Source organism: Brevundimonas sp. GW821-FHT10A07 (assembly GCF_059415785.1).
In genome coordinates this window covers 110,739-122,693 of record NZ_JBWKNX010000001.1, presented here as the reverse complement: position 1 = coordinate 122,693, position 11,955 = coordinate 110,739, and the positions used below count along the sequence as shown (strand labels likewise).

At 65.4% G+C, this 11,955-nt stretch carries 8 protein-coding genes; 5 read left to right on the top strand and 3 right to left on the bottom strand.

Going from position 1 to position 11,955, the window contains the following annotated elements; all coding sequences use genetic code 11:
* The first annotated feature begins 3 nt into the window (after positions 1 to 3).
* The 5 genes from AC07NC_RS00550 (at position 4) to AC07NC_RS00530 (ending at position 5,858) form a co-directional block, all read left to right on the top strand.
* The gene (locus tag AC07NC_RS00550) at positions 4 to 429 is read left to right on the top strand and encodes a methyltransferase family protein (protein WP_494568258.1); all 426 of its coding nucleotides are present in this window, start codon (positions 4 to 6) and stop codon (positions 427 to 429) included.
* A gap of 296 nt (positions 430 to 725) precedes the next feature.
* Positions 726 to 1,259, top strand: a complete 534-nt coding sequence (locus AC07NC_RS00545) for an RNA polymerase sigma factor (protein ID WP_231492412.1) — start codon at positions 726 to 728, stop codon at positions 1,257 to 1,259.
* Entirely contained in the window at positions 1,256 to 2,230 is a 975-nt protein-coding gene (locus tag AC07NC_RS00540) for a FecR family protein (protein ID WP_494568257.1), read from the top strand. The genes AC07NC_RS00545 and AC07NC_RS00540 overlap by 4 nt, the downstream gene beginning before the upstream one ends.
* Positions 2,231 to 2,349: 119 nt before the next feature.
* Complete coding sequence (locus tag AC07NC_RS00535; RefSeq protein ID WP_494568256.1) at positions 2,350 to 4,830, top strand: TonB-dependent receptor; 2,481 nt, start codon at positions 2,350 to 2,352, stop codon at positions 4,828 to 4,830.
* A gap of 65 nt (positions 4,831 to 4,895) precedes the next feature.
* Positions 4,896 to 5,858, top strand: coding sequence for a metallophosphoesterase family protein (locus tag AC07NC_RS00530; protein WP_494568255.1), 963 nt, complete (start codon positions 4,896 to 4,898; stop codon positions 5,856 to 5,858).
* A gap of 178 nt (positions 5,859 to 6,036) precedes the next feature.
* On the opposite strand, the gene AC07NC_RS00525 is transcribed toward AC07NC_RS00530, so the two are convergent.
* From AC07NC_RS00525 to AC07NC_RS00515, 3 genes are all read right to left on the bottom strand, one after another.
* On the bottom strand, positions 6,037 to 6,783 hold the full coding sequence (locus AC07NC_RS00525) for an SDR family NAD(P)-dependent oxidoreductase (RefSeq protein ID WP_494568254.1): 747 nt from the start codon (positions 6,781 to 6,783) through the stop codon (positions 6,037 to 6,039).
* A complete protein-coding gene (gene bglX / locus AC07NC_RS00520; protein ID WP_494568253.1) occupies positions 6,780 to 9,077 on the bottom strand; it encodes a beta-glucosidase BglX in 2,298 nt (765 codons plus the stop codon). Before bglX ends, AC07NC_RS00525 begins: the two co-directional genes overlap by 4 nt.
* 181 nt (positions 9,078 to 9,258) lie before the next feature.
* On the bottom strand, positions 9,259 to 11,934 hold the full coding sequence (locus tag AC07NC_RS00515; RefSeq protein ID WP_494568252.1) for a TonB-dependent receptor domain-containing protein: 2,676 nt from the start codon (positions 11,932 to 11,934) through the stop codon (positions 9,259 to 9,261).
* Positions 11,935 to 11,955: the final 21 nt, after the last annotated feature.

The following is an 11,955-nucleotide window of genomic DNA, read 5'->3' as shown; positions in this document are numbered from 1 at the left end:
ATTATGATCGGGGCCGTCCTTGTCGCGTTCCTCGCGGCGCGCCTATGGACGCCGCCGCCCCTGTTTCCCGGCGCCTTTGCAGCCGGCGGCCTCCTGGTCGCCCTCGCCCTTGGCCTGGACCTCTGGGCCATGCTGGAGATGCGGCGGAGGCGCGCCAACATCCTGCCGCACCGGGCGGCGACCGCCCTGGTCTCGACCGGTCCTTTCGCCTGGAGCCGCAATCCGATCTATCTCGCCAACGCACTGCTGCTGCTCGGCCTCGGCGGCCTGTTCGACAACGCCTGGTTCTTCGTGGCCGCCCCCGTCGCCGCCTTCGCCACCGACCGCCTCGCCATCCGGCGCGAGGAACCACACCTGGCGGCCCTCTTCGGCGCGGACTGGGTCCATTACTCCGGGCGGACGCGCCGCTGGGTCGGTCGACACAAGTAACGCCACATGGCCCGGCTCTGCCCACCGATAGATGCAAAGCCTAGATGGAGCCCTACTGTGATGGGGCTACGGGCCGTTGGCCTTTATCTGGGGCGCTAGAGTCGCCTCACCCATGTCCCCCCCCCCTCACTCCCACTCGATCATCGAAGATTAAGTCTGTTCATTTGATATCCCGCGCGGCTTTTTTCGCGCATGTGCGAGGCTGAACGTTCAGGTCGCCGTGGCGGCGGCAGGCCCCCATGGACGCCAGGGGGCGCCGCCCTCGCGGACGTCAGTGTCATAAAACTGGGACCGAAATGTCGGATTCGACGCGCCCGTTCGTCTACAGAGATGGGCGTATTCGCAGGCTGGCCATGAATGGGTTGAAGCAAATTTTGCGTAAAGCGCGCAGAGCGGTCATCCGACGCGGCGTCATGGCGCAGGACGCCGACGATCTTGTCCAGGAAGCCTTCTTGCGGGTCGAGGCGTTCGGGCGCCGCGAGGGGGCGCCCGTCACCGAAGGTCGCGTCGTAGTCGCCGCGGTGAACTTGTCGATTGACGCGGCGCGGCGCCGGCGGGCCGCACCCTTCATCGACCTCGACGACGCGCCGCTGATCGCTGATGAAACGCCGGCTCCCGACGAGATTCTCCGCGCGCGGTCCAAGCTTCGTCACGCGGCCAAGGGATTGGAACGCTTGCCCGAACGTACACGCAGACTTCTGTTGGCCCGCCGGATAGAGGGACTCAGCTACGCCCAGATCGCGGAGAAGGAAGGCATGAGCGTCGCCGCGGTGGAAAAGCACGTCGCGCGCGCGACCGTCGAGCTGACGAAGTGGATGGATCAATGGTGACACCGAGTGCATCGCGCCGCGACCGCGTTCGGGCGGAGGCCGCCGTCTGGTTGACACGCATCCAGCGCGAGACCGGCGTGGAGGAAAGCCGCCAGGCCCTACAGGACTGGCTGGCGCTGGATCCCGAGCACCGGCTTGCCTTCCAGCAGGTCACCGAAACCTGGGAGTTCCTGCCCGGCGCGGCGGCGTTGATGTCGCCACAGCACTCAGCGCCTGCGCGCTCGAGCCGAGGCTCCGCCCCTCGCCGCTCGGCGGTCCGACCCGCGCTGGTCGGACTGGGGCTGGCGGCCTGCGTGCTGGCGGCGGTCGGGATCATGGTGATCAAGGGCGGGTCGGTCTATGTCACCGAAGAGGGGCAGCATCGCGCCATGACCCTGGCGGACGGCTCTCGCCTGACACTCAACACCGACAGCCGCGCCAAGGTGATCTATTCGGCGACCGAGCGCCGGGTCCGCCTGGATCGCGGGGAAGCGGCGTTCGACGTCGCTCACGATCCGGCCCACCCGTTCGTCGTCGTGGCCGGGACGACGGAAATCCGTGCTCTGGGCACGGCCTTCGTGGTGCGGCGGCAGGGCGATCGAGTTTCGGTGACCCTTGTGCGCGGCAAGGTGCAAATTTCTGGCGCTGGCGCGGACGCACGTGGCGCCAAGCGGGTGTTGGCGACCCTGACCCCGGGCCAACGACTGCAGGTGGCGCCGCAGGCTCAGCCCCAGCTCGACACGCCTTCGATCGAGATGGTGACGGCCTGGGAACAAGGTGAAGTGATCTTCGAAAGCGCCACCCTGGCTGAGGCCGCCAACGAGATGAATCGCTATGGGCCCATCAAGGTCACGGTCGACGCCGATGTCTCGGGCCTGCGGATTTCCGGCGTCTTCGCCACCAACCAGGCCGCCGAGTTCGCCGCCGCCGCGGCCCAGCTCCACGGGCTCAGGGCCGTGCCTCGGGAGGATGGTCTGGACCTGCAGCGATAGGTCCGGCCGCCGCCTCCCCCCGACGCCGACGTCATGAAACCTTTATGTCGGATCGCCGCAAACACTTCGTTTCCCTTGTGAGGGTCGCGCAGGCCCTCTTCAGTTTTCAGGGGATCCAGATGCCTTTCAAACACGCCGCTTTCGCCAGCGCGGCCGTCTCGGTGATGATGGTGGCCGGAGCGGCCCAGGCCCAGGCCCAGTACGCCTTCGACCTGCCCGCCCAGTCTCTCGAGCGTTCGCTGACCGCCGTCGGCCGTCAGACCCAGGTCAATGTCGTCTTCCGCCCCGAGCAGGTCAGCGGCAAAACCGTCGGGGCCCTCAAGGGTCGCTTCACCGCCGATGCCGCACTGCGCCGTCTGCTGGCCGGGTCTGGGCTGGACGTCCGAACGACGCCGGGCGGCTCTTACCTGCTCGTCGAGGCTCCCACCCAACTCGTGCAGACCGAGAGCGCGGTGGTCGATGACGTCGTGGTCCTGGGCCGCGGCCGCACGCGCCAGATGCAGACGCTCTCGAAGGCCGAACTGGACAAGTTGGCCCCGGGCACTTCACCTCTTGCGGCGCTGAACAAGCTCCCGGGCGTCAACTTCACATCGTCCGACCCGTTCGGCGCCTATGAGTGGGCCCAACAGGTGACCATCCGCTCGTTCACCACCGACCAGATGGGCTACACCCTGGACGGCCTGCCGCTTGGCAACATGCAGTATCGCAACAACAACGGCCTGAGCATCGGCCGCGCGCTGCTGACCGAGAACAACGGCGCCACCTCGCTGTCCCAGGGCGGCGGCGCCCTGGGAACGGCCTCGACCAACAATATCGGCGGCACGATCGATTTTACCTCCATCGACCCGACCGGCGAGTTCGGCGTCGATATGGCCGGCACCTACGGTAGCGGCGGCACCTGGCGTGGGTTCACGCGGCTCAACACCGGCAGACTACCTGGAGGCGGCAGCCTCTACGCCGCCTATGCGCGCCAGGACACCAAGAAGTGGAAGGCCGCTGGCGAGCAAAACATCGAGCAGATCAATGTGAAGTTCGTCCAGCCGCTGGGCGAAGCCGTGCGCTCGACCACCTTCCTCGACTACGCCGACCGCCGCGAGGACGACTATGCGGACTTGTCCTTTGCCCTGGTCAACCGGCTGGGCTGGAACGTCGATACCATCAGCGACAACTTCCCCCTGGCCGAAGCCCTGGCCACCGCCCTGCAGACCGGCGGCGCCGTTCCCGCGCCGTATCTCAACGCCGACGACGTCTACTACAACGGCGGCGGTGTGCGGCAGGACACCCTGGTCTATGAACGGCTCGACTACGACCTGACGCCGTCGCTGTCGGGATCGACGACCGCCTACTACCACCGCGATCACGGCATCGGCACCTATGCGAGTCCCTACGACGCGACACCCGAGGCGTATGGCGGCTCGCCGGTCTCGGTTTCAGCGTTGCGGTACGATATCGACCGCGCCGGCCTGATCAGTCGCCTGAGCTACACCTTGGGCGACCACAAGCTGGATGCCGGCGTCTGGTACGAGGACAACGACTTTCACCAGGCGGCCTATCTCTATGGCCTGACCAAGGGCGTTGCTCCGACCAATTTCCAGCGCTTCTACGACAATCCCTTCCGCACGCGCTGGGACTATCAGTTCACCACCAAGACCTATCAGTTCCACCTCGGCGACACCTGGTCGGTCACCGACAATCTGAAGGTCAACGCCGGCTTCAAGGCGCTGAACGTCACCAACGAAGCCGAGACGATCACCAGCAACACGCCGATCAACGGCGTGATCAAGGCCAGGGACTACTTCCTGCCCTCGGCCGGGATCCTCTACCGCCTGGACGAGCGCAATGAGATGTTCGCCAGCTTCACGCGCAATATGGCCGCTTTCGTGGCCTCCGCATCCAGCGGCCCCTTCTCGACCACCCAGGCCGGCTTCGACTACATCCGCAAGGATCTGAAGCCCGAGAAGACCCGCACCCTGGAGGCCGGCTATCGCTATTCCAGGGATGGGCTGCTGGCCTCCGTGACCGCCTATGACGTCGCCTTCGAGAACCGCCTGCTGGCCACCTCGATCAGCGCCACGATCGTCGGCAACCAGAACGTCCTGCAGAATGTCGGCGGCGTGACCTCGCGTGGCGTGGAGACGGCGATCAGCTGGCGCTTCGCGCCGGCTTGGTCGCTGTTCGGCAGCTTCGCCTACAACGACGCCAAGTACGACGACGACGTCACGCCGCTCGGCGGCGCGACGATCGCGACGAAGGGCAAACGCGTCGTGGCCGCTCCGAAGACCGTCGGCGGCGCCGAATTGGCCTATGACAACGGTACGGTCTGGTCGAAGGTCACGGCCCACTATCAAGGCGAGCGCTTCTACACCTACCTGAACGACTCGCCGGTCAAGAGTTCGACCGTGTTCGATCTGGCGGCCGGCTACCGCGTCCCGCAGACGAGTGTGGAAGTGCTGCTGAACGTCACCAACGTGTTTGACAAGCGCTACTATTCCTCAGTCGGCACCAGCGGTTTCGTCAACGCCGACCCCACGGGCTCGTACACGACGCTGCAGCAAGGCGCCCCGCGCCAGGTGTTCGCCACCGTGCGGGTCAGTTTCTAGTCCGTATCCCTGACCAAGCCGCCGCCGAGGACGCTCCTCGGCGGCGGCGCTTTTCGCGCAAGGCCATGATCGAGACCGCCATGAACCGCCGAAGCCTGATTTGTGGAGCGCTCGTTTCCGCCGGCGCCGCCACCGCCGCCTCCGCCTCCGCCTCCGCCTCCGCCTCCGCCTCCGCCTCCGCCCAGCTCAAGACAGTGGATTTCAAATTCGTGTTCCTCAGCGACACGCACATCCAGCCCGAGGACGGCGCGGTCGAGGGCGTGCATCGCTGCTTTGCCCAGGTGGCGGCCAGCGACGCCGATTTCGTGGTCCATGGCGGCGACCACGTGTTCGACGCCATGGAAGTCGGGCGCGCGCGCGCCGACGCCCAGATGGCGCTCTATCGCCAGTCCGAACGTCTGCTGGATAAGCCGGTTCGTCACGTCCTGGGCAACCACGACTGTTTCGGGCTGTTCGAGAAGAGCGGAGTGGACCCGTCCGAGCCCGGCTACGGCAAGCGCTACTTCATCGACCAGTTCGGGCCGACCTATTACGGCTTCAGCCACAAGGGCGTGCGGTTCCTTGTCCTGGACTCGATCGGTTTCAAGGGCCGCAACTACGAGGGCCGCATCGACGCCGAGCAGTTGGCATGGCTGCGCGGCGAGTTCGCGATCCTCTCGCCCTCGGATCCGGTGGTGGTCCTGACTCACATCCCGTTGGTGACCGCGCTGGAGTGCTACGAGCCCGAAGACTGGGCGGCCTCGCCCTATGACTGGACTCGGGTGATGAACGGCCGTGAGGTGATGCGACTGTTCCAGAACCACAATGTGCTGGGGGTGTTGCAGGGGCATGGTCACGTACACGAGACCGTCGAGGTCGCCGGGGTGCGCTACATCTCCAGCGGCGCGGTCGCCGGGGCCGACTGGCGCGGTAGCTTCCTGGGCACGCCGGAGGGCTATCTGGAGGTCACCATCGCCAACGGTCGTCTTGATACACGGTTCAGAACCTATGGTTTCACGCCGCCGCGCCGCCACGATGTACCGCTTTGACGCGAAGGCCGCCGCTACGGGGGCCATCTCCTCGCGACGGGTGAATGGCGCAACAGCTGCGTAATCGGGCGGTCCTGCGAAGGGGCAAGCTCCCATAGAGTTCTCGGCTCAATCCGAGGCGAGATCACCGCCCTGAGCTTCAAGGCCGCCGTGTCAGGGCCCCAAGCATCGAAATCACTCAGTACGTCGTGCGTCCGCCGGACGTGTCGAACGTCGAGGCGGTGGTGAAGCTGCATTCTTCGGAGGCCATGAAACAGACCATGGCGGCGCTTTCCTCGACCTCGCCCAGGCGCCCCATCGGGATCTTGGAGCGCATGTATTCGACCTGGCTGGGCGGAAGCTGTTGCAGGATCGGGCTTTCGAAAGTGGCGGGGGTCAGGCTGTTGGCGATGACGCCCTTGTCGGCCAGTTCCTTGCCCAGCGACTTGGTGAAACCGATCACGCCGGCCTTTGAGGCGGAATAGGCGCTGGCGTTCGGATTGCCTTCCTTGCCTGCAACGGAGGCCACGTTGACGATGCGGCCATAGCCGTTGGCCAGCATGAAGGGCACGATGGCGCGCGAACAGTAGAAGACGCCGTTCAGATTGATGTCGACGACGCGCCTCCAGCTGTCGATCGGGAACTCATGCACCGGAACCGTGGCGCCGGTGATCCCGGCCGAGGCGACCAGGATGTCGATCCGGCCCAGCGCCTTGTTGGCTTGTTCGGCCGCCGCAGCGACGGCGTCCGCGTCCGACACGTCCAGCGCCGCGACGTGGATCGCGCCGACCTCGTCCGCCGCCGCCGCCAGCGCATCGGCGTTGAGGTCCCACAGCACCACCTTGCCGCCCTCGGCGACGATGCGGGCGGCCGACGCCTTGCCCAGGCCCGAGGCGCCGCCGGTGACCACGGCCGTGCGGCCCGCGAAACGCCCCTGAAAGATCATGGCGCCACCGTAAAGGAGGTTTTGAGTTCCGCGCGGGAATCGCCGCCGATCCAGACGTCGAAGTCCGACGGGTCCAAGACCCAGTCCCGCTCGCCCGCGTTCCAGTAGCGCAGCTCTGCCTGGGTCAGAGTGAAACGCACCTGCCGGCTTTCGCCCGGCTGAAGCGTCACCCGCTCGAAACCCTTCAACTCCCTCACCGGACGAGCAGCCCGGCCGGAGCGTTGGTGGATATAGAGTTGCACGACCTCGTCGCCGGCGCGGGCGCCGGTATTGGTCACCGTCGCCGTGACGACGACCGGTTCGCCGAGCCGCACGGCCGCACGGTCCACCGCGATATCCGTGAAGGCGAAGTCGGTGTAGCTGAGCCCATAGCCGAATGGGTAGAGCGGCGTCGAAGGCTGGTCCCAGTAGCGTGCACCTTGATCGGCCGGCGCCTTAGTCGCGTTATGGCTGTAATAGATCGGGATCTGCCCCACGCTGCGGGGCCAGGTCATCGGCAGTTTGCCGCCAGGATTAATGTCGCCGAACAGGGCCTTGGCGACGGCCGTCCCGCCCTCGGAACCCGGATGCCAAGCCTCCAGGATTCCCGGCACCTGCTCCGCAAGCGGCGCGATGTCGAGCGGACGGCCATTCAGCAGCACAGCAACCATCGGCTTGTTAAGCGCCTTGACGGCATCGACCAGGCGAAGCTGATCTCCCGGCAGGGACAGCGAAGTACGCGACGCCCCCTCTCCGCTCATCTGCTCGATTTCGCCCAGCGCCAGGACGACGAGATCGGCGCCTCGCGCCGCCTCGACGGCTCGCTCGAACTCTACCTCCGCCTGAGCTTCGGTCCAGGCCGGCGGCGCGGGTCGAAACATTTCGAACATGGACGGCGTGCCGCGGCGAAGCTGGACGCCCGGCGCCGTCGTGACCTGGGCGCTTTCGCCAAGTCTTCTACGTATGCCTTCGGCGACAGTTACCGTCTCCTCGAGTTTCGGCACGAACACCCACGAGCCGAGCGTATCCTGGGCTGAATCCGCCAGAGGACCGATGACTGCAACTCGTCGATATGCTGCCGCCGAAAGCGGCAGGGCGCCACCGGCGTTCTGCAGCAACACCAGCGAACGCTCCGCCGCAGCGAGGGCGGCCTGGCGGTGTTCCGGCGCGCTCAAGACGGCTTCGGTCGCCCCCTCATCCACATAAGGATTTTCGAACAGACCCATGCGAATCTTGGCGACTAAGACGCGGCGAACCGCGTCGTCCAAGACCGCCTCCTTCAAACGTCCCGAACGGACAGCTTGCGGAAGAGTGGCGTTGGCGGCCTCTGCGGTCGCCATCTCGAGGTCGTTTCCGGCTGATAGCCCCCTGACTGCGGCGTCCGCCTCATCAATTGCGAAGCCTTGCGGGACGAGGCTTTTGACCCCGTTTGCGTCGCTGACGACAAAGCCTTCGAACCCTAGCTGTTTGCGCAAGACATCCGTCAGCAGCCAGTGATTGGCGGCGGCCGGGATGTCGTTAAGCTCCATATAGGCGCTCATGATATTGCCGGCGCCCGCTTCGATGGCGGCTGCGAACGGCGGCAGATAGACATTGTAGAACTGGCTGTCCGAGACGAATGCGCTGTCGTAATCCCGACCGCCTTCGGATGCGCCATAGACGGCGAAATGCTTCGGTCCCGCGATGACGTGGCCCGGAGCCCCGATATGTTCGCCTTGGAACCCCTTCACGGCCGCGCGAGCGAGGGCGGCGCCGAGATAGGGATCCTCGCCCGGCCCTTCGACGATGCGGCCCCATCGCGGGTCGCGGGTGATGTCGAGCATCGGAGCGAATGTCCAATGAATGCCGCTGGCCCGCGCCTCGGCCGCCGCGATGGCCTGCCCCTGCTCGACGCATGCGGGGTCCCAGGACGCCGCCATGCCAATCGGCACAGGGAAGATCGTCCGCAATCCGTGAATGACATCGAAGCCGAACAATAGGGGGATGCCGAGTCGACTTTCTTCGACCGCCACCTTCTGCAGGCGATTGATCAGGGCGGGATCGGTGACGAACAGCAACGCCCCCGTGGCGCCGGACCGCACACCCGGCTCGAATGGGGTCGGATCGCCGAACAGGAAGAGCTGACTGACCTGACCGGCCTTTTCTTCCAATGTCATGCGCGCGATCAGTGCATTCGCTCGAGCGAGCACGTCCGCCGGAACGGCCTGGGCCTGCACTGCAGCGGGCGAAACCTGAGAGGCCCACGACAGGTCGGGGGCGGCGATCGAAGCGACCAGAAGCGCGGTTATGGACGCGGTAAGCAGCCGGGATTTCATGAGTGCGTTCTCGTTTTCGCTTTGCGGAGAAAAGGACCGGCGCATCACTGGACGCGCCGGTCAGTCGCTCAGAAAGACGCCTTGCGACGTCGGCTCGGACGAACGCTCAGAGAAAGAGTGTCTGGGTCGTCTGATTTGGTGGGTCCGGGGCGACGACGGCCCCGGACGAGACGAAGGGAGATCAGAAGGCCTTGCGCACCCCGATCGAGAAGACACGGCCCAGCGTGGCCCCGTTCGCATAACCGGTCGCGCTGTTGAAGTAGGGCGGATCCTCGTCGAAGACGTTGTCGACGTTCAGGGTCAGGGCCGTGTTTTGCATCCAGCCTTCGCCAGGCAACTCATAGCGCGCGAACAGATTGACCAGGGTGTAAGCATCGACCTCGGACTGCCCAACCACGCCGGTCACGTCATAGCCCGCTCGATGGTTGACGATCGCGTCGACCGTGACCGGACCGGAACGCCATCCCAGCGTGCCAACCAGAGAATACCGACTGGTCGAGTTGTCCAACTCATTGACGGTCGGCGCGCCTGGGACAGCTTGACTGTCACGATTGAGCGTATAGGTGCCCGCCAGTCCTGCGCTGACCGTGCCGAGCGGCAGCGTCCAGTCATAGCCGATGTCGAAGTCGATCCCATCAACCTTGAGTGAGCCGAGATTGTTGCGGCGGGCATCGATCAGCGCATAGGGCGTCGCGCCGCCGCCCGTGTAGAGGCTGGTGATGCTCGGCGCATTCTCCACCCGCTGTCCCGCCGTGGCCGCCTCGGCCTGGGCCTGGGTCGGATTCAACGTGAAGAAGGACGCATAGGACGGATTGGCGAAATAGGAGGCGCCATTGAAGAAGGGGGCAAGGCCGATAGCGTCGGTGAACTCCACATTGAAGTAGGTCAGATTGACCCTGAGCCCATCCAGGGCGCCGACAGGGTTCCAATCTGCGCCGAACGACCAGGTGGTGGCTTCTTCCGGTTTGAGGTTCGGATTGCCGCCGGCCAGGAGAATGGTCGGCCGGAACAGGTCCGACGCCGGGCTGCCGCCGGCGCGGAACGGACTGACGCCCAGAACCTGAGCCCGCGTGTCCACCGATGAGCCGAGGTCCGATAGACTGGGCGCGTGGAAGGACGTGCCCCAGTTCCCGCGAATGCGCAGTTCGGAAACCGGTCGCCAGTTGAAACCGACCTTAGGATTGATGGTGTCTCCGACGTCGCTGTAGACATCCATGCGCATCGAGGCGTTGACGTCGATCGATCCGATCCCGCTGTCCTGCCCTTTGAGCGGCACGAAGATCTCGCCGAACAGGGAAGTGACGTCACGGTTTGAGCTGCTGGAGGCGCCGATGGGGTTTCCGATCGTGCCCTGGCCCTGCGTCTGGTCGAGTTTCTCCTCATAATATTCGGCGCCGAGCGCCAGGCGAGCCTGCCCTGCCGCCGTCGAGAAGATGTTGCCGTCCGCGACGGCCCTGACCGAACGGATTTCCTGCGTGGCGTCGCCGTACAGCTCGTAGTTCAGGATGCTGTCCAGAACCGTCGAATTGGTCGTGCCGACATCATAGGGGTTCAACGCCGTCGCCGCCGTCGTGCCGGCCAGGGCCGCCGCCTGGGCCGTCGTGTTGATCTGGCGCGTGTGCACCGTGTTGGTGCTGCGACCATAGTTCCCGGTCGCACGAATCTGCCAACCGCCATCGAACTTGTAGGTCAGGGTCGGTGTGACGCCCATCGAACTGAAGTTGCTCGGGTTTTCCAGCGCATCGCCTGTGACGGCGGAATAGTTGAAGGCGACCGTCTGCGAGGTTTCGGCGCCGATCGGCCGGAAATAGGGGTTGGCGGAGGTGATCGTTCCCGTGCCGCGAACGCCGGTGCCGTCCGTCGGCGACTGACCTTTCCGCACGGTGTCGCGTTCCGAATAATAGCCCGTGACGTCGAAGCTGAGGTCTTCGGTCAGTTGCTGGCTCAGGGCTGTATAGACACTCTGACGCTCTTCCTCAGGATAGAAGTCGATCGCCTTGTTCTCGTCGCAGCGATTGACGCCCACGGTACGGGTATCCATCCGATAGGTGACGCCGCCTGTCGTGATGTTTCCGGGCGCGCAGCTCTGAGACCGGAAGTCTGAACCGCCGGCCGCCAGATGATCCTGGGCGAACCAGTCACGATCTGCGCCTGCGATGGCGTCATGCTGGGCATAGGCGTAGGCGATCAAGGCCGAGCCACTGCCCCAGTCCTTCCCGGCCATCGCGCTGAAGTCGGTCGTCGTATAGTCGTCGCCCATGCCGTATTTGGCGGTCAGTTCGACGCCGTCGTAACGTTTGCGGGTGATGAAGTTGATCACGCCGCCGATGGCGTCGGACCCGTAGATGGACGAGCCGCCGTCAGGGATCACCTCGACGCGCTCCAGCACGGACGGAGGAATGGCGGAAGGATCAGGCGACGTCTGCAGAATCCCGGCGCCGACCATGCGGTTGCCGTTCAAAAGGATCAGGGTCGTGGACCCGCCCGACGCGCCGAGGCTGCGGATATTCGGACGAGTGATGGGCTCGGCTATCGTCGAGGATCCCTGCGGCACGCCGCCGAAGGCGTTGGTCACCTGCGGGACACGCGCCAAAAGGTCGGCCGAGGAGGTGACGCCCGTGGAAACGATATCCTCGCTGGTGACGCCGACCACATTCGTTCCCGTAGGCGCGACGCCCCGCAACAGCGTGCCTGTGACGACGATCTCATCCAGTTCGGCGGCGTTGTCGTCCGTCTGAATCGCGTCGGGCGCTGAAACGGAGGCGTCTTGGGCAAGCGCATGCCCGGCGCCGCCGAAACTCGCGGCGACGAAGGCGACGCTGCACAGCAGCCGCGCGACTTCCTTGGTGGCTTTCATCTTGTCTCTCCCTGACCCGAC

What these genes read in the sequence shown, in the direction of transcription:
- AC07NC_RS00530 (WP_494568255.1), top strand. Translation starts at nt 4,896, where the DNA reads ATGATCGAGACCGCCATGAACCGCCGAAGCCTGATTTGTGGAGCGCTC.
- AC07NC_RS00525 (WP_494568254.1), bottom strand. Translation starts at nt 6,783, where the DNA reads ATGATCTTTCAGGGGCGTTTCGCGGGCCGCACGGCCGTGGTCACCGGC.
- AC07NC_RS00550 (WP_494568258.1), top strand. Translation starts at nt 4, where the DNA reads ATGATCGGGGCCGTCCTTGTCGCGTTCCTCGCGGCGCGCCTATGGACG.
- AC07NC_RS00515 (WP_494568252.1), bottom strand. Translation starts at nt 11,934, where the DNA reads ATGAAAGCCACCAAGGAAGTCGCGCGGCTGCTGTGCAGCGTCGCCTTC.
- AC07NC_RS00535 (WP_494568256.1), top strand. Translation starts at nt 2,350, where the DNA reads ATGCCTTTCAAACACGCCGCTTTCGCCAGCGCGGCCGTCTCGGTGATG.
- AC07NC_RS00545 (WP_231492412.1), top strand. Translation starts at nt 726, where the DNA reads ATGTCGGATTCGACGCGCCCGTTCGTCTACAGAGATGGGCGTATTCGC.
- bglX (WP_494568253.1), bottom strand. Translation starts at nt 9,077, where the DNA reads ATGAAATCCCGGCTGCTTACCGCGTCCATAACCGCGCTTCTGGTCGCT.